Source organism: Arthrobacter citreus, assembly GCF_038405225.1.
Taxonomy (GTDB): Bacteria; Actinomycetota; Actinomycetes; order Actinomycetales; family Micrococcaceae; genus Arthrobacter_B; species Arthrobacter_B citreus_A.
The window spans coordinates 911,594-935,669 of sequence record NZ_CP151657.1; the positions used below are offsets into that span (position 1 = coordinate 911,594).

Sequence of the window (24,076 nt, forward strand, 5' to 3'; positions counted from 1 at the left end):
GGTGCCGCTGCTGTGATTCGCGCGTCCGCAGGCTGTGACGGGCATCGTGCGCCGTCAGCGAACAGTCCGCGAATCGGGAGCAGATCAGCGCCGCAACAGGTTAGTGTCCTAGAAGAGATAAACGGCGGGACCAGCTGACGCGGTTAGCGGTTCTGTACCCCGCCAGAGCGAGAGGTCACTCAGTATGGCAATTGCACCCAACACACCCACAATGGCAACGGTGGACCCGGCGAGCCGGGACGACTACATCTACAATCGTCTGCTGCGCGAGCGGATCATTTGGTTGGGCTCGGAAGTGCGTGATGACAACGCCAACGCCATCTGCTCTCAGCTGCTGCTGCTCTCGGCGGAGGATCCCGACAAGGACATCTTCCTGTACATCAACTCTCCCGGTGGATCCGTAACGGCCGGCATGGCGATCTACGACACGATGCAGTTCATCCCGAACGACGTCGTCACGGTGGCAACAGGTCTGGCCGCATCCATGGGACAGTTCCTGCTCTCCTCCGGCACCAAGGGCAAGCGCTACGCCACCCCGCACGCCCGCATCCTGATGCACCAGCCGTCCGGCGGCATCGGCGGCACCGCCTCCGACATCCGCATCCAGGCGGAACTGATTCTCCACATGAAGCAGGTCATGGCCGAACTGACAGCTGAGCAGACCGGGCAGACTGTCGAGACCATCCTGAAGGACAACGACCGCGACAAGTGGTTCACGGCCCAGGAAGCACTGGAGTACGGCTTCTTCGACAAGATCTCCGCGCATGCCGGCGGCGTCACCGGCGGCGGCGGAACGGACCAGGACAAGGGCGCAGCGCCGGTCGAGGACTGACGCTTCCTCCCCAGCCAGCGCACTTTCTTAGACTTCAGGAGTAATTTATGAACACCCATTTCGGAACCGCAGGCGGATCTGCGCCGCAGATGCCGTCCAGCCGTTACGTGCTGCCGCAGTTCGAGGAGCGCACGCCGTACGGCTTCAAGCGCCAGGACCCTTACACCAAGCTGTTCGAGGACCGGATCATCTTCCTGGGCGTCCAGGTTGACGATGCCTCCGCCGACGACGTCATGGCCCAGCTGCTGGTCCTTGAGTCCAACGACCCGGACCGCGACATCACCCTGTACATCAACTCTCCGGGCGGTTCGTTCACGGCCATGACGGCCATTTACGACACCATGCAGTACATCCGTCCCGAGATCCAGACGGTGTGCCTGGGTCAGGCAGCCAGCGCCGCAGCGGTACTGCTGGCCGCCGGAACGCCGGGCAAGCGCCTGGCGCTGCCCAACGCACGCGTCCTGATCCACCAGCCCGCCCTGGGCGGCGGCGAGCGTGGCCAGGCATCGGACCTCGAGATCCAGGCAGCCGAGGTCATGCGCATGCGGACCTGGCTGGAGGACACCCTGGCCCTGCACTCGAACCACACGTCCGAGGAAGTGAACCGGGACATCGAGCGCGACAAGATCCTGACCGCCGCCGGTGCTCTGGAGTACGGACTGATTGACCAGGTGCTTGACTCCCGCAAGATCAAGACCCCGGCGATCAACCGGATGTAACCGCCGTCGGGAGGCCCGTGGAGCGAAATATCGCACCACGGGCCTTTCGATTGCTGAATCGCCCGGCCAATTGTCCTAGAGTGGAACATGGCTGAATGGCATCAGTCTGTCCCGCACGGGACGGATGCCGGCGCTGTTGGAACGATGGACCATCTAAGGGGACTGAATTATGGCTCGCATTGGTGAGAGCACCGATCTGCTCAAGTGCTCTTTCTGTGGAAAAAGCCAGAAGCAGGTCCGCAAGCTCATTGCCGGCCCCGGCGTCTACATCTGTGATGAGTGCATTGACCTGTGCAACGAAATCATTGAAGAGGAGCTGTCCGAGGTAGCGGACCTCGGCACCTTTGAGCTGCCCAAGCCGCGGGAGATCTTCGATTCCCTGCAGGAGTACGTCATTGGCCAGGAACCCGCCAAGCGATCCCTCGCCGTCGCCGTCTATAACCATTACAAGCGCATCCAGGCCGGCCACGCACCCCGCAACACCGGAAACCTCTCCGACGCCGTCATGTCCGACGAGGTGGAGATCGGCAAGTCCAATATCCTGCTGATCGGTCCCACCGGCTGTGGAAAGACCTACCTCGCACAGACCTTGGCCCGTCGCCTGAACGTGCCCTTCGCCGTCGCCGACGCCACCGCGCTCACCGAGGCCGGCTACGTGGGCGAGGACGTCGAGAACATCCTGCTCAAGCTGATCCAGGCCGCTGACTATGACGTCAAGAAGGCCGAGCAGGGCATCATCTACATTGACGAGATCGACAAGATTTCTCGCAAGAGCGAAAACCCGTCCATCACCCGCGACGTATCCGGTGAAGGCGTGCAGCAGGCGCTGCTCAAGATCCTGGAAGGAACCGTTGCCTCGGTGCCGCCGCAGGGCGGCCGCAAGCACCCGCACCAGGAATTCATCCAGATCGACACCACCAACGTGCTCTTCATCGTGGCAGGCGCCTTTGCCGGCCTGGAAGAAATCATTGGATCCCGTTCCGGCCGCAAGGGCATCGGGTTCGGTGCTCCGCTGAACGAGAACGCCAAGGAAGCCGACTCCTACGCGGATGTTATGCCGGAGGATTTGCTGAAGTTTGGGCTGATCCCCGAATTCATTGGCCGGCTGCCGGTCATCACCACCGTATCCAGCCTGGACCGCACGGCACTGATCCGGATCCTCACCGAGCCGAAAAACGCCCTGGTCAAGCAGTTCCAGAAAATGTTCCAGCTCGACGGCGTGGAGCTCACCTTCGAGCCGGCCGCCCTGGACGCCATCGCCGACGCGGCACTGTCCCGGGGCACCGGGGCCCGCGGCCTGCGCGCCATCCTCGAAGAGGTGCTGCTGCCGGTCATGTTCGACCTGCCCAGCCGCGACGACGTCGCCACCGTGGTCATCACTGAGGACGTTGTGACGCAGAAGGCCGAGCCAACGCTGATCTCCCAGGCCGTGGCGGCCAAGCGCCGGAACAAATCCGCCTGAGAACCGGTTGGCTCCAGTAACTGCCGCTTGCGCCTGCAAGCCCGCGGGTCAGCCGCGGTACCGCACCTCATGAAGGAGTTAGCCTTGACCTCACCCGATGCTGCAGCGAAAGCCGATTTCTGGTTTGACCCCATGTGCCCCTTTGCCTGGGTAACATCCCGCTGGATGGGCGAGGTGGAGCAGGTCCGCGATGTGAGCACCACATGGCACGTCATGAGCCTGTCCGTTCTCAATGAAGGCCGCGACCTGCCCGAGGACTACCAGAAGGGCATGGAAGCGGGCTGGGGCCCGGTCCGCGTGATCATTGCCGCGCAGGAGCTGCACGGGGACGAATACGTCAAGAAGCTGTACGACGCCATGGGCACCCGCATCCACATCGGCGGCAACAAGGACTTCGGCGTCGTGATCCGTGAAGCCCTTGAAGAGGTGGGCCTTCCCGCCGAGCTCGCCAAGTATGCAGACACTGACGAGTACGACCCCCAGCTCCGCGCCTCGCACCAGGAGGGTATCTCCATGGTGGGCGACGACGTCGGAACCCCGGTGGTCGCGTTCAACGGCACCGCCTTCTTCGGCCCGGTGCTGACCCGCATCCCGCGCGGCGAGGAAGCGGGCAAGATGTTCGACGGCGCACTGATGCTGGCATCGAACCCCGCCTTCTTCGAAATCAAGCGCAGCCGCACCGAGAACCCGCAGTTCGACTAAGCGTTACCGCCAGGCACCAAAAAGCTAATTACCACCGGTGTTAAAAGGGAGAACTCCCGGCCGGAATCCGGCCGGGAGTTCTCCCTTTAGCTTTCGGTTATGCGTTTACTCGGCCGACGGCACCGGCTCCACCGGGGCCAGGTCCACATTCGAAACCGTCAGTTCGCCGTCGCCCGTTGCCAGGGTCAGCTCACGCACGTTTCCGGCTGCCTTCAGGTCGGCAAGGCCGGCCTGCAGCTGGGCAACCTGGGCGGCTGAGGCCGTGACAGTGGCCGTGAGGACCTCCGTGCGCTGCTTGACCTTGGCCTCGGACTTCGCCTTGCGGATGCCGCCCAGGGCTGTGGCCACCGTGGCCAGGATCCCGGCGTCGGCCTCCGCAACGGCTGCGGACAGCGCGTCGACGTTCGGCCACGGCGCGCGGTGCACCGAGCCGTGGCGCCACCAGCCCCACACCTCTTCAGTGGCGAAGGGCAGGAACGGCGCGAAGAGGCGCAGCAGGGCATCCAGCGTGGTGGCCAGAGTGGCCAGCACCGATGCCTGCTCCGCTTCGCCGGACGCGCCGTAAGCGCGGTCCTTTATCAGCTCCACGTAATCATCAGTGAAGGACCAGAAGAAGGACTCGGTCAGCTGCAGGGCCTTGGCATAGTCGTAGTTCTCGAAGGCCTTGGTGGAGGCCTTCACGACGTCTGCCAGCTGCTTGAGCAGCGCGGAGTCCAGATCATTGGTGATCACCGCGGTGTCAGCGGTGACCACGTTGGCCTCGGTGGCGCCCAGGTTCAGCACGAACTTGGAGGCGTTCAGGAGCTTGATCGCCAGGCGGCGGCCAATCTTCATCTGCGCAATCTCGTAGGCAGTGTCCGCACCCAGCTTGGCCGATGCCGCCCAGTAGCGGACGGCGTCGGAGCCGTAGTCATTGAGCACATCGGTGGGAACCACCACGTTGCCCTTGGACTTGGACATCTTCTTGCGGTCCGGGTCCAGGATCCAGCCGGAGATGGCCGCGTGCTTCCACGGAGCGGCATGGTTCAGCGCATCGGCGCGCACCACGGAGGAGAACAGCCAGGTCCGTATGATGTCGTGCCCCTGCGGGCGCAGGTCAAACGGGAACACCTTGCTGAAGAGATCCTCGTCGCGGCTCCAGCCGCCGACGATCTGCGGCGTCAGGGAGGAGGTGGCCCAGGTGTCCAGCACATCGGCGTCGCCCACAAAGCCGCCTGGCTGGTTGCGCTGGGATTCCTCGTAGCCCGGAGCCGGTTCGGCGGCGGGGTCAACGGGCAGGGACTCGGAGGCCGGGAGCACCGGGTTGTCGTAGTCCGGGTTGCCGGAGGAATCCAGCGGGTACCAGACCGGGACCGGCACGCCGAAGAAGCGCTGGCGCGACACGAGCCAGTCGCCGTTGAGCCCTTCGATCCAGTTTTCGTAGCGGGAACGCATAAACGCCGGGTGGAAATCGATCTCCTTGCCGCGGGCGATCAGGCGTCCGCGGCGGTCCTCGTCGCGTCCGCCGTTGCGGATGTACCACTGGCGGCTGGTGACAACCTCAAGCGGCTTGTCGCCCTTTTCGAAGAAGTTCACCGGGTGGGTGATCTTCTTCGGCTCGCCCTCCAGGTCTCCGCTTTCGCGCAGCAGCTCCACGACGGCTTCCTTGGCGCTGAAAACGGTCTTGGCGGCCACAGCGGCGTAGTTTTCCTTCGCCTTATCCGTGGTGATCCAGTCCGGAGTGTCAGCCAGCAGGCGGCCGTCACGGCCGACGACGGCGCGGGTGGGCAGGTTCAGTTCACGCCACCAGGTGACGTCGGTCTGGTCACCGAAGGTGCAGATCATGGCGATGCCCGAACCCTTGTCCGGCTTGGCCAGCGGATGCGCGCGGACCTCGACCTCGACGTCGAACAGCGGGGACTTCACCGTGGTGCCGAAGAGGCGCTGGTAGCGCTCGTCGTCGGGGTGCGCCACCAGCGCCACGCAGGCAGGCAGCAGTTCGGGACGGGTGGTCTCGATGAAGATCTTCTCGCCGTCGGGGGCGTGGAAGCTGATCCGGTGGTAGGCGCCGGCCTGCTCGCGGTCCTCGACCTCGGCCTGGGCCACGGCGGTGCGGAAGGTGACGTCCCACAGCGTGGGAGCCTCCGACATGTAGGCGTCGCCGGCCTTGAGGTTCTCCAGGAAGGCGCGCTGGCTGACGGCGCGCGAGTTGTCATCGATGGTGCGGTAGGTGCGGGTCCAATCGACGGACAGGCCGAGCGTGGAGAAGAGGTCCTCGAAGACCTTCTCGTCCTCCACCGCCAGCTCTTCGCACAGCTCGATGAAGTTCCGGCGGGAAATGACATCGAAGTCGCGCTGGTTCTTGGGGGCGGTGGCCGGTGGACGGTAATCCGGATCGTACGGCTTGGTGGGATCGCAGCGTACGCCGTAGTAGTTCTGCACCCGGCGTTCGGTGGGCAGGCCGTTGTCGTCCCAGCCCATCGGGTAGAACACGTTCTTGCCGGTCATGCGCTGGTAGCGGGCCATGACGTCGGTCTGGGTGTAGGAGAACATGTGTCCCACGTGCAGGGAGCCGGAGGCCGTGGGCGGGGGAGTGTCGATCGAGTAGACGTCCCCGCGGACCGTGTCTTCGTTGAACGCGTACGTTCCCTCTTCGCGCCAGCGGCGGCTCAGGGTTGCTTCAAGGCCCTCGAGGGCGGGCTTGTCGGGGACGGATACGGTCTTGGGTGCGTTGTCGGGCGTGTCTGTGCCCGGAAAGTTTTCAGCCATGGTTCCATTCTTCCACGCGGGAGGTATGGCCTGCGGCACGTGTCTGTCCTTTCACTGCACAGCCGCCGTAGCATCCGGAGATGGCGACAGATAAGGAACAGCCGGGGAGAAGCCAGGAGAAGATCCCGGGAAGCACCCGGGGCCGGATCCGCACCCGGCGCATCTACGAGGAGCCCGACGGCGGCTACCGGGTCCTGGTGGATCGGCTGTGGCCGCGCGGGGTCTCCAGAGAGAAGGCGGATCTGGACGAGTGGCTCAAAGACCTGGCGCCAAGCACCGAGCTGCGGAAGTGGTTTGCGCACCGGGAGGACCGCTGGGCCGGATTCCAGGAGCGGTACCGGCAGGAGTTGGCGGAGAATCCCGCCGTCCCGGACTTTTCCCGCGCCTGCGCATCACGTCCGGACACGGTCCTGCTCTACGGGGCGCGCAGCGAAACGCAGAACGAGGCCGTAGTGCTGAGGGACTACCTGGTGGAGGGCAGCTCCTAACCCGGACGCACTGGTTCCCACTCTTTGATACCTGCTGGGGCTGCTGGTGTCACATGGGTAACACCAGCCACGCAGGGTGGGAACCCGTGTTCAGGTGGGGCCAGCATCAGCGGTCCTTTTGTCCCGCACAGCCCCCCAGCTCGTCTTTATATCCACATTTAATGGCCTTGCCCTGATGCGGGCGCCTCCGCGGAACCACTCTCGGGCTATGCAGAGCATTGAAGTCTTCTTGAGGTTTCACCACGGCGCCGCTCGGTTCAGCACCTTAACCGCCAACGGCTTCAGCCGGGGGCACATCGATCGGGCAGTGAAGGACGGAGCAGTGCAGCGGCCCTCCCCGGGAACCTATGCCCTGCACGATGCTCCTGCCGAGCTGCTGTTTGCGGCGGAGCGGGGAGTGTCACTCACCTGCATCAGCGCGGCGCGGGTGCTGGGCTGGTGGGCGCTTCAGGAGCCCCCGCTGGTGCATGTGACGGCAGACCGGGCAATGAGCCTGCCGGGTGCGGTTGTCCATCGAGGCCCACGGACAGCGAAACGGCTGATCGCAACACCGCTGCAAATTATCGATTCGGCGTTCCGTTGTCTGCCGCCACTCTCGGCTCTGGTGCTCGCTGAGTGTGCGGTGAGCAGGCACTACATAGGAGTTCCAGCCCTGGAGCGACACTTTTCCGGTCCCAAGGACTGGAAGGTCAGGCAACTCATTCGGGATATCCCGCTCAGGACGGCGTCGCCACTGGAAGTCTGTGCGCGCTTCCACCTCCGGGCGGCAGGGCTGGCGGTGGAGACCGAGGTCCACATACCGGAAGTTGGCAGAGTGGACCTGGTCATCGAAGGGCGGCTGCTGGTGGAAATCGACGGCTACGAGTTTCACAACAGCAGAGAGCACTACCGGAAGGACAGGAACCGGTGGAATGCGGCGACGGCAGCAGGATGGAAAACCCTGCGCATCACTGCAGAAATGGTGCTTCACGACCCCGAAGGGTTCGTGCTGCTTGTCCGGGCTGCTCTGGCCCGCTGAATCTGCTCTGCCACAGCCGTCGATGAGGCAGCTGCACCCGGCGTTGCGCACTGGTTCCCACCCTTTGATGCCTGCTGAGGCCTGTGGTGCCACAAGCGCCACACCAGTAACGAAGAGTGGGAAGGAGTGCGGGAGGCCATGCGGCAGCACAGCACCGAAGTACGCGCCGCAGCGCAGCATCGAAGTAACAGAGTGCCGGAAGCTGTGGCGCCGGCATGCCCAATGACTACAGTTGGCTGCATGACTTCTCCCCTGGCCACAGAGTCCACGTCCAGCCCGTCTAACCGGCCCCAGCGCGCGGTCGTCACCGGGGCAAGCTCGGGAATCGGAGCGGCTGCCGTGCGGGCGCTGCGTGCTTCCGGCTGGGACGTCGTCGCCGTCGCGCGCCGGGAAGAGAAACTGAAGGCGCTCGCTGAGGAGACCGGAGCCCAGCCCGTCACCGCAGACGTTACTGACGGGGAGTCCGTTGAGCGGATGGCGGCTGAAGTGCTGGCAACCGGGGGAGTGGACGCCCTGGTCAACAATGCCGGCGGCGCCTGGGGCGTGGATTCGGTGGGTGAGGGCAAGCTCAGCGACTGGGAAGCGATGTACAACGTCAACGTCCTGGGCGCCCTGCGGGTGACGCAGGCCTTCCTGCCCGCCCTCCGGAACTCCGGCCGGGGATCCATCCTGATGCTGACCTCAACGGCGGCGCTGGCACCGTACGAAGGTGGTGCGGGCTACTGCGCGGCCAAGTCCGCCGAGCAGGCGCTCGCCGGCACCCTGCGCCTGGAAGAGGCCGAGAATAACGTCCGTGTCATCGAGATCCTGCCAGGCATGGTGAAAACCGAGGAGTTCTCGCTGAACCGCCTCGGCGACAAGGACGCCGCGGAAAAGGTGTACGCCGGAGTCGAAAAAACCGCTCACCGCCGAGGACGTGGCCGATGTGATGGCGTACTCGCTGAACCTTCCGCACCACGTGAACCTGGACCGGGTGGTGCTGCGGCCTGTGGCCCAGGCTGCCACCCACAAGGTCATCCGCCGCCCGCTGGGCTAGTCCGGCCGGAGAACTTCGACATCGCCCCGGCCGTGGCCTAAACTGGCGGAAGCAGCTTTGACCCGGCCATCACCGGTGAGCTTCCGGAAGAACGGCCTCGGATTTATCAGCAAGGGCCCAGTAGAACCGGACGGGTAAGCCCGTCACAGCAGTCAACGAGCGGCAGCCCGACTCGGCGGCGCAGTGCACTGCGGTTTTGTGCAGCACGGCGCGGACGACGACGGCGGCAAGCGAGGTGGTACCGCGGATCACCGCAGGCTTTGTGCCGGCAGCGATTCCGCCCTCGCATCCTGTACTTCACCAGAACTACTTGCCGCTATCAGGATGACGAATATGCCCTCTATCTATCCCAAGGCCACTACGGCCGCCGCTCCGGCAGAAAACGCCGCCCCTTCTTCACCTAAGTTTCCGGAACTCGAAGAACTTGTTCTGAAGTACTGGGATGAAGACGGCACCTTCCAGGCGTCCATCGACGCACGCCCCGCCGGCGAAAACGGAGCCAACGAATTTGTCTTCTATGACGGCCCGCCCTTCGCCAACGGCCTGCCCCACTACGGTCACCTGCTGACCGGCTACGCCAAGGACCTGGTGGCCCGCTACCAGACCCAGCGCGGCCGCCGCGTGGAGCGCCGGTTCGGCTGGGACACCCACGGACTGCCCGCCGAACTCGAGGCGATGAAGCAGCTGGGCATGTCCGACAAGGTCCAGATCGAGAAGATGGGCATCGATAAGTTCAACGATGCCTGCCGTGCCTCCGTCATGGAGTACGCCGGCGAGTGGCGGGACTACGTCACCCGCCAGGCCCGCTGGGTGGACTTCGAGAACGACTACAAAACGCTCAACGTCGACTACATGGAATCGGTCATCTGGGCGTTCAAGACCCTGCATGAAAAGGGCCTGACCTATAGCGGTTTCCGGGTGCTCCCGTACTGCTGGAAGGACGAGACGCCGCTGTCCAACCATGAGCTGCGCATGGACGACGACGTGTACAAGGACCGCCAGGACCAGACCGTCACGGTCACCTTCCCGATCACCGGCGGCGACAACTCGCTGTCCGCGGAGCTCGACGGCGTGAACGCCATTGCCTGGACCACCACGCCGTGGACCCTGCCCACCAACATGGCCCTCGCCGTGGGACCCTCCGTCCACTACGCCGTCGTTCCCGCAGGTCCCAACGGCACGCCCCAGGAAAACCCGGAGGCGCGCTACCTGCTGGCCGAGGACCTGGTCGGTTCCTACGCCAAGGACCTGGGATACGACAACGCCGACGCCGCCCGCGCCGCCGTCACATCCGTCCACCTGGGCAAGGACCTCGCCGGACTGCGTTATGCGCCGCTGTGGAACTACTACACGGACACCGAAAAGTGGGGCACTGCCAACGCCTGGCAGATCGTCACTGCCGATTACGTGACCACCACGGACGGCACCGGAATCGTCCACCAGGCACCCGCCTACGGTGAAGACGACCAGAAGGTCTGCGAGCAGCACGGCATCCCCGTCATCCTCTCCGTGGATGAGGGCGGCAAGTTCCTGCCCATGTTCGGCGAGGGCGAGCTGTCCGAAATCGCCGGCCTGCAGGTCTTTGACGCCAACAAGCCCATCACCAAGGTGCTGCGCGCCGATGGCCGCCTGCTGCGCCAGGCCAGCTACGAGCACAGCTACCCGCACTGCTGGCGCTGCCGGAACCCACTGATCTACAAGGCTGTCTCCTCGTGGTTCGTTGAGGTCACCAAGATCAAGGACCGCATGGTCGAGCTGAATCAGCAGATCAACTGGATCCCGGAGAACGTCAAGGACGGGCAGTTCGGCAAGTGGCTGGAAAACGCCCGCGACTGGTCGATCAGCCGCAACCGTTACTGGGGAAGCCCCATTCCGGTCTGGGTCTCCGATGATCCCAACTACCCGCGCACCGACGTGTACGGTTCGCTGGAGGAAATGAAGGCCGACTTCGGCCGGCTGCCGGTGAACAAGGCCGGCGAGCCGGACCTGCACCGCCCCTTCATCGACGAGCTGACCCGGCCGAACCCGGACGATCCGCGCACCCCCGAAGAGGGCCAGTCCACCATGCGCCGCGTCGAGGACGTCCTGGACGTCTGGTTCGACTCCGGGTCCATGCCCTATGCCCAGGTGCATTACCCGCACGAGAACGCCGAGTGGTTCGAGAACCACAACCCGGGCGACTTCATCGTGGAGTACATCGGCCAGACCCGCGGCTGGTTCTACACGCTGCACGTCCTGGCGACGGCACTGTTTGACCGTCCGGCCTTCCGCAACGTGATCAGCCACGGCATCGTGCTCGGTTCGGACGGACAGAAGATGTCCAAGTCCCTGCGCAACTACCCGGACGTCTCCGAGGTGCTGGACCGCGACGGTTCCGACGCCATGCGCTGGTTCCTGATGGCATCACCGATCCTGCGCGGCGGAAACCTGGTGGTCACCGAACAGGCGATCCGCGAGGCCGTGCGCCAGGTCATCCTGCCGCTGTGGAACGTGTGGCACTTCTTCACGCTCTACACCAACGCCGCGAACGGCGGCAACGGCTACGAGGCGAAGCCGCGCTACGAGTCCACCGAACCGCTGGACAACTACATGCTGGCCGCCACGGGTGACCTGGTCCGGACCATGACGGAGCAGCTGGACAACTATGACGTGTCCGAGGCCTGCGAAACCCTGCGCCAGTACATGGACACGCTGACCAACTGGTACATCCGCCGCAGCCGCAACCGGTTCTTCGACGAAGACACACAGGCCTTCGACGTGCTCTACACGTGCCTGGAAACGGTGTGCCGGGTGGCCGCTCCGCTGCTGCCGCTGATCTCCGAGGAGATCTGGCGCGGCCTCACCGGCGGGCGCTCCGTGCACCTGACGGACTGGCCGGATGCTGAACTGTTCCCGCAGGACGAGGCGCTCGTGGACCGCATGGACCGCACGCGCCGCATCGCGTCCGTGGGTTCATCGCTGCGCAAGGCTGCGAATCTGCGGGTGCGCCTGCCGCTGTCCGAAATGACCGTTGTCGCCCCCAACGCGGAGGCGCTGCAGGGCCAGTTTGCCGCCATTATCGCTGACGAGCTGAACCTGAAGTCAGTCCGCCTGATGGAGGCCGCCGACGCCGACCCGGCTGAGTTCGGCATCACTCAGAAGCTCGTGGTGAATGCCCGTGCCGCGGGTCCGCGCCTGGGCAAGAACGTCCAGACCGCCATCAAGGCCTCCAAGTCGGGCGACTGGTCGGTGGACGACGCCGGCACGGTCACCGCAGGCGGCCTGGAACTGCAGCCGCAGGAATACACGCTGGAAACGGTCGTGGAAACCGGCGACGGCGAATCCGCCAAGGCTGTTTCCGTGCTTCCCGGCGGCGGCTTCCTGGTGCTGAACACCGAAGTTACGCCGGAACTCGCCGCCGAGGGCACCGCCCGCGACGGCATCCGCGCCATCCAGCAGGCCCGCCGCGACGCGGACCTGCACATCAGCGACCACATCCGCACCGAGGTGGCCACCTCGGCGTCCTCCGTGGCCGCGCTTGAGGCGAATGCCGAACTGATCAAGTCCGAAACCCTGACCGACGAGCTGGTTCTCACGGCAGTTACCCTTGCCGACGACGCTGAAGAATTCACCGTCACACTGGAGAAAATCTAAATGAGCATGTCTGACGGACCCTCCGGCGCAATCGACGGTTTTTCCGTGGAAAGCGTTTATGCCGAGCTGCTGAGCCGCGCACCGGAAAACAAAATGGAGCCGCGGATGGCGCCGCTGTTCCGGGCGATGGAGGTGCTCGGGGAGCCGAACAAGGCGTTCCCGATCATCCACATCACCGGAACCAACGGCAAGACGTCCACGGCGCGCATGATCGAAGCCGGACTGCGGGCCTATGGGCTGCGCACGGGCCGGTACACCAGCCCGCACCTGAGCAAGGTGACCGAGCGGATCAGCATTGACGGAGAACCGGTCTCCGATGAAACGTTTGTGCGGATCTGGGACGAAATCCACCCGTACCTGGACATCGTCGACGGCGAACTCACCGCCGCCGGGGAACCGCGCCTGACCTACTTCGAGGCGGTGACCATCCTGGCGTTCGCCGTTTTTGCCGACGAGCCCGTGGATGTTGCCGTTATTGAAGTGGGACTGGGCGGCATCACCGACGCCACCAATGTGGGTGACGGTTCGGTGTCCGTGGTCACGCCCATATCGCTGGACCACACCGAGCTGCTGGGCGACGACGTTGCCGACATCGCGCTGGAAAAGGCCGGCATTATCAAGGAACACGGCTTCCTGATCAGTGCGGCGCAGCCGATGGAAGCGGCGCAGGTGCTGCTGGAGAAAGCCCGCGAAGTGGGCATTCCGTACCGTTTCGAGGGCGTGGAGTTCGGCGTCGAATCCCGGGTCATGGCAGTGGGCGGGCAGATGCTGACCATTGCCGGGCTGGCCGGACGCTACGAGGAGCTGCTGCTTCCGCTGCACGGCAAGCACCAGGCGGAGAATGCCGCCGTAGCCGTTGCCGCGCTGGAGGCCTTCATTGGCGGCGGCACGAAGGAACTGGACGTGGAACTGCTGCGCACCGGTTTCTCCACCGTGAGTTCCCCGGGCCGCCTGGAGGTGGTGCGCACCGCGCCCACCATCGTGGTGGATGCCGCGCACAACCCCGCCGGAGCCAAGGCCGCCGCTGAGGCCGTGCTGGAAGCGTTCAGCTTCACGTCGCTGGTCCTGGTGGTCGGAATCCTGGCCGAGAAGGACGCCGTCGGCATCCTCACCGAACTGCGCGAGACGCTCGGCGACCAGATCACCGGAGTCTGCCTCACGCAGTCCAGTTCGCCGCGGGCGCTGTCCGCTGAGGATCTGGTGCAGGACGCCGTTGACGCCGGATTCGCCGACGAAGACCTGCAGGTTGAGCCGGGCCTGGACAACGCCATTGAATGGGCTGTGGCCAAGGCCGAGGAGAACAATGACCTGGCCGGTGGCGTGCTCATCATCGGTTCCATCACCCTGGTGGCCGAAGCGCGCACCCTCCTCGGAAAGTAAGGGACATGGCAAAGCTGACCAAAGCCCAGCGCGAGTGGCGCCCGGGCATGCCCAAAAAGCGGCGGTCCATCCGCATCATGTTTGCGTCGGTGGTCCTGACGCTGGAAGCGTTCCTGGTGCTCTTCGCAACGCTCGCCGTCTTTGGCCTGCAGCGCGACGAGCTGTCACCGGCGATCATCTTTGGCGGCGGCCTGGTGCTCTTTGCAGCGCTGATCGGCACCTGTGCCTTCCTGTCCAAGCCGGCCGGCCCGGTGATCGGCTGGATCCTGCAGCTGGCCATCATCGCCACCGGTTTTGTGCAGCCGGAGATGTTCCTGGTGGGAGCAATTTTTGCCGCCACCTGGTGGTACGCGCTGAAAACCGGCATGCGCCTGGACCGGGAGAACCGGCAGCGGGACCGTGAGCAGGCGGAATGGGAAAAGGCGCATCCGGAGGGTTCAGAGGGTTCCGGGGCTCCCGGCACTGCCGGCGAAGCCGCCACAGACTAGGCTTGGACCGGAAACCGCAACTTGGCAAGGAGATTTACCGTGAGCACCGAGCGCACACTAGTACTGATCAAACCCGACGGCGTGGAGCGCAATCTCTCCGGCGCCATCTTGGCGCGCGTTGAAGCCAAGGGCTACAAACTGGCCGAGCTGAAGAAGGTGGACGCCACCCGCGCGGTGCTTGAGGAGCACTACGCCGAGCATGAGGGCAAGCCGTTCTACGAACCGCTGGTGGAGTTCATGCTCAGCGGCCCGGTTGTTGCCGCAATCTTCGAGGGCGAACGCGTCATCGAAGGTTTCCGGTCCCTGGCCGGAACCACGGACCCCACCAAGGCTGCCCCGGGCACCATCCGCGGCGATTTTGGCCGCGACTGGGGCACGGCAGTGCAGCAGAACCTGGTGCACGGGTCGGATTCCCCGGAGTCCGCCGCCCGTGAAATCGGCATCTGGTTCAGCTAACAGCGCCTGAACGCAGCAAAGACGCGGGGGCCCCGGCACGGTGATAAACCGGCCGGGGCCCCCGCGTCTTTTGCTACAGCCCCAGGACAGCCGAGGCGATCAGGAAGTAGATGATCAGCCCCGTGGCATCAACAAACGTGGAAATGAAGGGATTGGAAAAGACTGCCGGATCCGCTTTGAGGGCCTTGCCCAGCAACGGCATCAGGGCGCCGACGCTGGCTGCCATGGTGCAGACGCCCAGCAGGGTCAGGCCGATCACCACGCCCAGCGGCACGGTGAAAATGACGGCGGCTACGGCAAACCCCAGGCTGCCCAGCAGCACGCCCAGCCAGGCACCAACCCGTGCCTCCCGGGCAAAGACCTTGAGGACGTCCCGCGGCCGCACATCGCCCAGGGCCAGGGCGCGGGTAATGGTGGTCGCGGCCTGGTTGCCGGTGTTGCCGCCGGTGCCAATGAGCAGGGGAATGAAAAGGGACAGCACCACCTGCTCGGCCAGGGTCGCCTCGAAGGCGCCCATGACCTTGACCGTCAGCGTGGCGCCCAGGGCGAGCACCAGCAGCCACACGACGCGGGCGCGCACGATGGTGCGCACAGGTGTGGCCAGATAGGGCCGGCGCAGCGGTTCAGCGCCGCCGGACCGTGCAGCGTCCTCGCTTTCGGCGTCCTCAAGGATTCTGAGGGCATCGTCCACGGTCAGGATGCCCACCAGCCGGCCTTCGGCGTCGACGATCGGCAGCACCAGGACCTTGGCGTCAGCGCAGTACCGTGCAGCTTCCTCGGCATCCAAGGTGGCCGGAGCGGAGAGCGGGTCCTTCATCAGGGCCGAAACGGGATCCGTTTCCTCCGCGCGCAGCACATCCCGCAGCGACACCACGCCCACCAGATGATGGGTCTCATCAACAACGGGAATGGTGTAAACGCTCTCGGCGTCGTCCAGCCTGGCCCGTACCCTGGCCAGGGCCTGGGCTGCGGTGAACCAGGGGTGCGCCGTGACGAACTGTGGGCTCATGTAGCGGCCGACGGCGCCCTGCGGGTAGCCGAGGACCGTGTTGGTGAGTGCGCGCTCCTTGGCATCCAGGCCCAGGAGCAGCCGGTTGGCCACCGAGGCCGGCAGCTCATCAAGCAGGGCCACCCGGTCATCGGGACTCAGCCCGGCAAAGACCTCAGCCACCTGCGCATCCTGCAGCCCGGCCACCAGATCCGCCTGGAGCAGGGCATCGAGGCGTTCGAAGACCTCCAGGGCCCGGCCCTTGGGCAGCGTGCGGAAGGCCAGGGCCCGGTCGATGGTGTTCAGCCGTTCAAGCTGCTCCATGGTTTCGGCTACGGTCAGCGGCTCCAGGGCACGGGCAACCCCGGGCAGGCTGTTCTGATCCAGTGCATCGGCGAGCAGCTCGGCCCGGGCATCAAACGTCAGGGTGGGGGACTTGATCATGATCCGGTTTCCTCCGGTGGGCGCACACAAATGGCCAGCGGGCGCGCGGCCGTGGTGTGTGCGGAAAATGAGCGGGAATGCGGAAATACCGCTGCCGCACAAGCTCAGGCCCTAAAGGGAGGTCCGAATAATACTCGAGGGGACCTGGGGTGGAAGGCGAGGCTCACGCGGGGCGGTATATCGACTATGTCCGTCGTCCATGCGTGCGGTTCACCTCCTGCCGTTCTCAAGTCTTACGGCCGGGCGCGCCAAAGCGGCGTGCCGGGCCCGGATGATGCTTCGATCGTACTTCACTCAGAGTGTTGCCGTGTGCCGGTGGTGTGCGGGAGCACGTCACATCACCACCGGTCCGGCTCCTTCCCGCCTCAGGGAATGAGGCGCTCGGCCCGCAGAAGGGCAAAGAGCCCGGTGAAGGCGTCCTCAGTGCGGCGGTAGCCCGTGAACCCGGCGAGCCGGCTCTTGCTCATATCGGTGAGCACCTCCATTTTCCGGCCAAGATCCGCATCGGTGTGCCACCACGAGGCCAGCCGGCCGAGGTCCCGCTCCACCAAACCGTGATCCGCAGCGAGCTTCTCCCAGGCTGCGTCCATTCCGGCCATCTGCTCCTCCAGCGGCCGGGGTGCGGTGTCAAAACCGGCGGGTTCGACGCCGAACCACTCGGCCAGCCGCGGCCAGAGGGAGCGCCAGCGGAACACATCGCCGTTGACCACGTTGTAGGCCTCATTGGCGGTGCGCGGATCCGTTGCCGCCCACACCATGTGCTCGGCCAGCAGGCCGGCGTCCGTCATGTCGGTGACGGAATTCCACTGTGTTTCGGAGCCCGGGAAGATGAAGGGCAGGCCAAGCTCCCGGCACAGGGTGGCCTGCGCGGCCAGTGTCTGTCCCATGTTCATGGCGTTGCCGACGGCGAATCCGATTACCGTGTGCGCCCGGTGCACGGACCAGGCAAAGCCCTGCCGCTCGGCGGCGGCCATCAGCACGTCTTCCTGGGCGTAGTAGAAGTTGTCCACCGGAAGCCGGGGCTCGTCTTCGGAGAACGGAGTGTCAGGCATGGCACCTTCGCCGTACGCCTCAAAGGGACCCATGTAGTGCTTGAGGCCGGTCATCAGGGCCACATGTTCCAGCGGCGCATGCTCCAGCGCTTCCAGCAGATTGGCAACCATGGCCGAGTTGACGGCTATGTTCTCCGCCTCGGTCTCCTGCCGGGACCAGGACGTGAAGAAGACGTGCGTCGGGTGCAGGTTTTTTAACGCGGCCGTGAGGTTCTCCGGCGACGTCAGGTCGGCGGCGACGGAGACCACCCGGGCACCTGCCCCGGAGCCGGGAGAGCCGGCGGCTTCGGCTGAATCGGGTGTTTCAGGGGCGGGCATTCCCTTCCGGGACAGGGCAAGAACGGTCCAGCCCTCCCGGACCAGCAGGTCCACGAGTGCGGCGCCGGCAATTCCGGTGGCGCCGGCAACGAGGGCGGTGCGCGCTGTGGCTGCGGGCTGGTGTGCGGGGGGAGTGCGAAGCATGGTTCTCCTGGAACGGTTGAAGCGGGGGACCGGATGCGGACTGGCGCATGCCGGTGAAGGCGATAACGGGACACTGCACCGGGAAATTCCTGACGCTCCGGGCAGCTGCGCTTAGGCTGGGCGCATGGCACACATTTACCAAGCAGATCTGAACCCCGGCAAAATGGAACTTATCTCCGCCTGGCTGCCCTCCGCCTCATGGTTTCCCGGCACAGCCGAGCTGGCCATTGAACGCGTGGGTTCCTTCCGGTTCGATGACCCTGAAGGAGACGTGGGCCTTGAAACACATCTTGTGGCAGCCGGCGCCAACGTCCTGCAGGTGCCGCTGAGCTACCGGGGTGCGCCGCTGGAAGGCGCGGAGGACCACTTCATCGGGACCATGGAGCACTCGGTGCTGGGGCGCCGGTGGGTTTATGACGCCTGCGGGGACCCGGTGTACGCCCAGGCGCTCGCGGCGTCAATCCTCTCCGGTGAAGGACAGGCGGACCAGTACTTCGAGAACAACGGCGTTCGGGAAGAGATACCGCCCACCCTTGATGTCCTGGCCAGCGGCCTGCCCGACGGCGGGGAACTGGTGGAGGGCCCCCAACCGGGTCCGGCCGACCTGACGGTGGAGCGGATCAGCACCGGGGACTGGGAGCTTTCAGTGGTGCGGGTCCTGGACCTCGGGGGAGAGGCAACCGCCGATCCTGCGCTGACGGCACAGTGGAACGGCCAGGATGTTCCGGTTCTTCTCGCCTGGGCGCTCCCGGCCAGTTAGCTGCCTCCCGGCGGGCGGCGGGGCCGCCTAGCCGAGGAAGGAGTTGATGAACCTGAAGAAGATGGAGGCGGCGGTGGCCACCCAGAACAGGGCGACAATGACCCACGCCCACTCGGACGTGAACTTCACCAGCCCTGCCGGCGCCGGCAGGACGCCGTGTGCCATGTTGCGGATGGTCGTGAAGACAAACATCGGAATCATGGCAGTCCACACCACAATGCAGTAGATGCACAGGACGTAGATGTCGAAGAGCGCCTGGCTCCACAGCCAGACAACAAACACCATTCCCAGGGTGACTCCGGCCTGCAGCCCCAGCCAGTACCAGCGCTTGAAGGAGGCGCCGGCCAGCATGGCGACGGCGGTGGTGATGACGACGGCGAACGCCACGATCCCGATCAGCGGGTTGGGGAAGCCGAAGATCGAGGCCTGCCATGTTTGGAAGACCGTGCCGCAGGACACCCAGGGATTGATGTCGCAGCTGGTGATGTAGTTGGCATCGGCGTAGACCCGCAGCCGTTCCAAAACGAGGACGGCGGAGGCTGCCCAGCCGATGACGCCCGTGATAAGCAGGATCCAGGCGAAGCCGCGTTCCTGGACATGCGGTTCGGCGGCCCGGCGGGTGGCTTGCTGACTGGCGGCGCTGGACGGCACGAAAATCTCCTTTGGCGGGTGTGTCTATACGTGTCGAGTGTATGCGCTGCTGGAGGCCAAAAAGACGGGTGTGTGAGATAATGACTGTGGCTGACGGCGGAACCACATTCCGCTGACGGTCCAGCGACAGGCTTCCGGTTCTGTCGGTGACGCTTCCCATGCAGTTTGCCCATCAACCCGGATGGGAACCAGGGAATCCGCCGATTAGACCTACCCGTAACGGCAACGTCGTGAACGTGCCGACAGGTAGCAGGAAAAGCGCCGCTGGTCTTCGAGTGATACCGCGCCCTACAGCTGGCACGACCTCGGATGACATCCAGACGACTTCCGGCTGGCGGCAGGCAATTGATGCCCCCCGTACAGCCGACACATTGCCCGCTGGGCATTGGAATGTGGCCAGTGCCGCAGGGGCCGGAGCGTAGCCTTTTATGAGTGATGCACTGAATAATGACCTAGCAGCCAACGGCGGTCTAACTGCCGGGGAAAAGACTGCGGATTCCGCACAGGGCGAATCCGCACCGACAGATTCCACACCGGTCAAAGAGCCGGTAAAGAGGGCCACTCGCAGCCGCCGCAAGTCGGTGGCTGCTTCTGCACCGGCAGCGTCTTCCGACGCCGCTGAGAAGACTGCAGCCGATGCCAAGGCTCCCGCTGACGTGTCCGCAGAAGTTCCCGCAGAAGCTGCGCCGGCGGAAAAGCCGAAGCGCGTGCGGGCAACACGGCGCAAGACGGTTCCGGCCGCCGAAGCCGCAACCGAGGCTTCCCCCGAAGCCGTGCCGGAAGCTGCAACCGCAGCTTCCCCCGAGGCCGCTGAAGTAACAGCCGCTGAAGCGACAGCCGCTGAAGCGGCAGCCGCACCCGAGACAGCGGCACCCGCGAAGGCCGTGCGCCGTCGTCGTGCCCCTGCCAAGAAGGCAGCGGACGCAACCGACACAACAACGGTTCCCGAGTCTGCAGCCGCCCCGGCCGCTTCGCCTGAAGCCGCCGCTTCGGAACCTGCCCAGCCCGAAACCGCAGAGGCTCCGGCAGCTGAGGCCAAGGCTGCACCGAAGACACGCACCCGCCGCCGCCCCGCCAAGGCCGCCGAGAAGGCTCCGGACGCAGCCGCTGAACTCCCCGGCACTGAAGCGGCAGCGGAGGCCGCGGCAGATGACACCGCGGCCGCCCCCGGTTCCGCCGCCGCAGAAGAAGCCCTTCCGGCGCAGACCGGACCGGCGCAGGAGGAAACCGCGGAAGCTGATGCATCCTCCAGCCGCAATCCCTTTGCAGTGCCGGCGCTGCCGCTCTTCCATGCACCGGATCTGACCGCCGTTCGCGCCGTCCCCGTGCATGACGAAGCGGATGATGCCGATGACGATGACGATTCAGCCGACGGGAACCGCAGCCGCCGCCGCAGCCGCCGGGGACGTAACCGTGCGCGCAGCGAATCCCCCGCACGCGGTGAAGGTTCCGGTTCCGAGGCTGCGGAGTCCGACGATGCTGCTCCCGCAGACGGTGCAGCCGGTCCGGACAGCAGCGAAGGAGTCACCTCCCGCCGCCGCCGTCGCCGCCGCCGCGGTGACGCGGACCTGGAGCTGACCGGCGGAGCGGACGATGATCCGCCCAACACGGTGACCCGGGTCCGTGCCCCGCGCGCCCACGCCGACGCACCCGTTTCGGACCGCGTCACCAGCGTTAAGGGCTCCACGCGCCTTGAAGCCAAGAAGCAGCGCCGCCGGGAGTCCCGCGAGTCCGGACGCCGCCGCCACGTCATCACCGAGGCCGAGTTCCTCGCCCGCCGCGAGTCGGTTGACCGGCAGATGATCGTCCGCCAGCGTGACGAGCGGATCCAGATTGGCGTGCTGGAGGATGGCGTCCTCGCCGAGCACTTTGTCTCCAACACCCAGCAGGATTCACTGATCGGCAATGTCTACGTCGGCAAGGTCCAGAATGTGCTGCCGAGCATGGAAGCTGCCTTCGTGGACATCGGACGCGGCCGCAACGCCGTCCTGTACGCCGGCGAAGTCAACTGGGACGCCGCCGGCCTCGACGGCCAGCCGCGCCGCATTGAGCTGGCGCTGAAGTCCGGGGACTCGGTCCTGGTGCAGGTCACCAAGGATCCCGTGGGCCACAAGGGCGCCCGCCTGACGAGCCAGATCTCGCTGCCGGGCCGCTACCTGGTGTACGTCCCGGGCGGCTCCATGACGGGCATTTCCCGCAAGCTGCCCGACGTCGAGCGTAACCGGCTCAAGAAGATCCTCAAGGACCACCTTCCGCAGGATGCCGGCGTCATTGTGCGCACCGCAGCCGAGGGCGCATCCGAAGAGGAGCTGATGAATGACATCAACCGCCTCCGCGCCCAGTGGGAAACCATCGAAGCCAAAGCCAAGTCCACCAAGACGCTGGCTCCCGAGCTGCTGTACGGCGAGCCGGACCTGACCATCAAGGTGGTCCGCGACGTCTTCAACGAGGACTTCTCCAAGCTGATCGTCTCCGGCGATGAAGCATGGGACACCATCGAGGCCTATGTCACCTACGTGGCACCGGACCTGGTGGGCCGCCTGGAAAAGTGGACCAAGGACGAAGACATCTTTGCCGCCAGCCGCATTGACGAGCAGATCGCCAAGGCGCTGGACCGCAAGGTCTTCCTGCCCTCCGGCGGCTCGCTGGTGATTGACCGCACCGAAGCCATGACCGTGGTGGACGTGAACACAGGCAAGTTCACCGGCAGCGGCGGAAACCTCGAAGAGACCGTCACCAAGAACAACCTCGAAGCGGCTGAGGAAGTGGTCCGCCAGCTGCGGCTGCGCGACATCGGCGGCATCATTGTCATCGACTTCATCGACATGGTCCTTGAAGCTAACCGTGACCTGGTGCTGCGCCGCCTCGTTGAGTGCCTGGGCCGTGACCGGACCAAGCACCAGGTTGCCGAGGTAACGTCCCTGGGCCTGGTCCAGATGACGCGCAAGCGCATGGGAACCGGCCTGCTCGAGGTCTTCGGTGAGGAGTGCGAGGCCTGTGCCGGCCGCGGCGTCATCACGCATGAGGTCCCGGTGGAGCACCGCCGCAGCACCAGTCACAACAGCGCCGGAAACGGTGCGGCTGCCCATGCCGTGTCCGAAGACAACCACCAGCAGCACCTGCGGCAGGAAAAGCAGTCACGCGGAGACCGGAAGCGCAACCGCAGCCGCGGCCAGGGCACCCCGCAGCAGGCTGCGGCAGCGGCAGCCGCCGCCGACGAGCCGGTCAAGACCGAGGAGGCAACCAACGGAGAAGCGGAGCGGCAGGCCAAAGCCAAGGCTGAGGCAGCCCGTGCGGCACTGGCGACCATAGCGGCCGCAACTGCCGCCGCAACGGCTGCGTCGCACGACGCCGTCGAGCCGGGGGACCGCGCCGCGGCTCAGCAGGCGGAAGCACCGAAGGTTTCTCCGGAGGACCCAACAGGTTCGGAAGCCGGCGACGAGACCGGTACCGTCCTGAAGATCCAGGGCGAGACCGTTGTGGTGCCGCGCCGGGAACGGCGCCAGCCGGTGCAGGAGGAGTCCCGCTTCACCCTGGAAAGCCTGACCGAGGCCTTCAACGAAGTTGCGGCCGCTGCTGCTCCGGAAGGACGATCAGCTGAAGGCCGCCGGGAGCCGGACACCGCCGATGCCGGCCGGGGACAGCCCGCTGCCCGGGCCCCCCGCCGGTCACGGCGCAGCAGTGCCGCGGCCCGCAACGTCCAGGCTCCGGCGCAGAGCGATCCGGCGCCGGCCTGGGAAACCCCCGCGCCGGTTCAGCCTGCTGCTGCCCAGCCTGTTGCAGCCCAGCCTGTTGCAGCTCAGCCGGTAGCCGCTGCCGCAGCGCCTGTCCGGACTCCGCGCCGCCGCCGTGCAGCGGGAAGTCCGCAGGGTGCCTCGGGTGCCGAAGCCATCCAGACCGGTGGCACCGAGCCCGCTGCGGCCCCGGTGGCTGTCCGCCATGCCGCGGCCCCGGCTGCCGCGCAGAAGCAGGAGAAGCGGCGTGAGCCCGCCGGCGGCGCTCCCGTGATCCTCGGCGTCGGCGTTCCGGCTTCGGAGCTCTAAGGGCCGTCCAGCGCTCCCGCAACATCCGCAGCGCGGCCTGAACAGGCGTTGCCAGAGGAGGCGGTAAACCCCAAATCAGGGGTTTACCGCCTCCTCTTCTGTCTACAGGCGGCAGGACCTCCTGAAATGCTATAAAGTAGAGCGAGAGCAGTGACGTCCGGATGAGGGCGGTACGCGCGGAAGCCCAGCATTTGCGGGTTATCGGTTGCGTAGCGTAACCTTGAACTTCGGTGCGAACGCCTTCCAACCGTTTATCGGATACAGGGCGTGACTGCATGGCGCAAGGCGGGCCCATTTTCGGCCCAGCTAAATGCGCATCCAAGTATTAAACGTCGAGAGAAGTGAGTTCCCAAGTGGTGTACGCGATTGTCCGCGCTGGCGGCCGCCAAGAAAAGGTTTCCGTCGGAGACCTCGTAACCCTGGACCGCGTCCCCGGTGGAGCCGGCAGCACCTTTGAGCTGCCCGCCCTGCTATTGGTTGATGGCGACCAGGTCACCTCTTCCGCACAGGACCTGGCCAAGGTCACCGTGACGGCAGAGATCGTTGAGAATTTTCGGGGTCCGAAGATTGTCATCCAGAAGTTCAAGAACAAGACCGGCTACAAGAAGCGTCAGGGCTACCGCTCCTCGCTGACCAAGGTCAAGGTTACGTCCATCAACTCCTGATTCTCGTGCCGGCTCCACCAGGAGCCGGGAACGCGGGAAGCATCCCGCC

General features: G+C 65.4%; 17 protein-coding genes and 1 pseudogene. 14 read left to right on the plus strand and 4 right to left on the minus strand.

Features of this window, described 5'->3' with window-relative positions:
• The first annotated feature begins 211 nt into the window (after positions 1-211).
• The 4 genes from AAE021_RS04235 (at position 212) to AAE021_RS04250 (ending at position 3,715) form a co-directional block, all read left to right on the plus strand.
• Positions 212-832, plus strand: a complete 621-nt coding sequence (locus tag AAE021_RS04235) for an ATP-dependent Clp protease proteolytic subunit (protein WP_152218864.1) — start codon at positions 212-214, stop codon at positions 830-832.
• 47 nt (positions 833-879) lie between these two features.
• Positions 880-1,551 carry an ATP-dependent Clp protease proteolytic subunit gene (locus tag AAE021_RS04240; RefSeq protein WP_229965415.1) on the plus strand — a complete coding sequence of 224 codons (672 nt, stop codon included), beginning with the start codon at positions 880-882 and terminating at the stop codon, positions 1,549-1,551.
• Between the two features lie 169 nt (positions 1,552-1,720).
• Positions 1,721-3,013 (plus strand): ATP-dependent Clp protease ATP-binding subunit ClpX, encoded by a 1,293-nt coding sequence (gene clpX, locus AAE021_RS04245; RefSeq protein WP_342024393.1) that lies wholly within the window; start codon positions 1,721-1,723, stop codon positions 3,011-3,013.
• Positions 3,014-3,082: 69 nt separating this feature from the next.
• Positions 3,083-3,715, plus strand: a complete 633-nt coding sequence (locus AAE021_RS04250; protein ID WP_425362445.1) for a DsbA family protein — start codon at positions 3,083-3,085, stop codon at positions 3,713-3,715.
• A gap of 105 nt (positions 3,716-3,820) precedes the next feature.
• Here the strand turns inward: AAE021_RS04250 and valS are convergent, their stop codons facing one another.
• On the minus strand, positions 3,821-6,463 hold the full coding sequence (gene valS / locus AAE021_RS04255) for a valine--tRNA ligase (protein WP_342024394.1): 2,643 nt from the start codon (positions 6,461-6,463) through the stop codon (positions 3,821-3,823).
• Positions 6,464-6,543: 80 nt separating this feature from the next.
• Between valS and AAE021_RS04260 the strand changes: the two genes are divergently transcribed.
• The 7 genes and pseudogenes from AAE021_RS04260 (at position 6,544) to ndk (ending at position 14,962) form a co-directional block, all read left to right on the plus strand.
• A complete protein-coding gene (locus AAE021_RS04260) occupies positions 6,544-6,951 on the plus strand; it encodes a DUF488 domain-containing protein (protein ID WP_342024395.1) in 408 nt (135 codons plus the stop codon).
• Between the two features lie 322 nt (positions 6,952-7,273).
• The gene (locus AAE021_RS04265; RefSeq protein ID WP_342024396.1) at positions 7,274-7,969 is read left to right on the plus strand and encodes an endonuclease domain-containing protein; all 696 of its coding nucleotides are present in this window, start codon (positions 7,274-7,276) and stop codon (positions 7,967-7,969) included.
• Between the two features lie 240 nt (positions 7,970-8,209).
• Positions 8,210-9,005, plus strand: a pseudogene (locus AAE021_RS04270) (SDR family oxidoreductase).
• Positions 9,006-9,329: 324 nt separating this feature from the next.
• Entirely contained in the window at positions 9,330-12,638 is a 3,309-nt protein-coding gene (gene ileS / locus AAE021_RS04275; RefSeq protein WP_342024397.1) for an isoleucine--tRNA ligase, read from the plus strand.
• A complete protein-coding gene (locus tag AAE021_RS04280) occupies positions 12,639-14,018 on the plus strand; it encodes a bifunctional folylpolyglutamate synthase/dihydrofolate synthase (protein WP_342024398.1) in 1,380 nt (459 codons plus the stop codon).
• Positions 14,019-14,023: 5 nt separating this feature from the next.
• The gene (locus tag AAE021_RS04285) at positions 14,024-14,506 is read left to right on the plus strand and encodes a DUF4233 domain-containing protein (protein ID WP_342024399.1); all 483 of its coding nucleotides are present in this window, start codon (positions 14,024-14,026) and stop codon (positions 14,504-14,506) included.
• 39 nt (positions 14,507-14,545) lie between these two features.
• Positions 14,546-14,962, plus strand: a complete 417-nt coding sequence (ndk, locus tag AAE021_RS04290) for a nucleoside-diphosphate kinase (RefSeq protein WP_342024400.1) — start codon at positions 14,546-14,548, stop codon at positions 14,960-14,962.
• A 73-nt stretch (positions 14,963-15,035) separates the two neighbouring features.
• On the opposite strand, the gene mgtE is transcribed toward ndk, so the two are convergent.
• Both mgtE and AAE021_RS04300 read right to left on the minus strand, forming a co-directional pair.
• The gene (gene mgtE, locus AAE021_RS04295) at positions 15,036-16,394 is read right to left on the minus strand and encodes a magnesium transporter (protein WP_342024401.1); all 1,359 of its coding nucleotides are present in this window, start codon (positions 16,392-16,394) and stop codon (positions 15,036-15,038) included.
• Between the two features lie 365 nt (positions 16,395-16,759).
• Positions 16,760-17,908 (minus strand): SDR family oxidoreductase, encoded by a 1,149-nt coding sequence (locus tag AAE021_RS04300; protein ID WP_342024402.1) that lies wholly within the window; start codon positions 17,906-17,908, stop codon positions 16,760-16,762.
• Between the two features lie 124 nt (positions 17,909-18,032).
• Between AAE021_RS04300 and AAE021_RS04305 the strand changes: the two genes are divergently transcribed.
• Positions 18,033-18,668, plus strand: coding sequence for a CG0192-related protein (locus AAE021_RS04305; protein WP_342024403.1), 636 nt, complete (start codon positions 18,033-18,035; stop codon positions 18,666-18,668).
• 27 nt (positions 18,669-18,695) lie between these two features.
• Here AAE021_RS04305 and AAE021_RS04310 read toward each other — a convergent pair whose 3' ends face one another.
• Complete coding sequence (locus AAE021_RS04310) at positions 18,696-19,319, minus strand: vitamin K epoxide reductase family protein (protein ID WP_342024404.1); 624 nt, start codon at positions 19,317-19,319, stop codon at positions 18,696-18,698.
• 428 nt (positions 19,320-19,747) lie between these two features.
• Here AAE021_RS04310 and AAE021_RS04315 point away from each other — a divergent pair, with 428 nt between their 5' ends.
• Together AAE021_RS04315 and rplU are read left to right on the plus strand one after the other, a co-directional pair.
• Entirely contained in the window at positions 19,748-23,362 is a 3,615-nt protein-coding gene (locus AAE021_RS04315) for an Rne/Rng family ribonuclease (protein WP_342024405.1), read from the plus strand.
• 353 nt (positions 23,363-23,715) lie between these two features.
• On the plus strand, positions 23,716-24,027 hold the full coding sequence (rplU, locus tag AAE021_RS04320; protein ID WP_104053917.1) for a 50S ribosomal protein L21: 312 nt from the start codon (positions 23,716-23,718) through the stop codon (positions 24,025-24,027).
• The last annotated feature ends 49 nt before the right edge of the window (positions 24,028-24,076 follow it).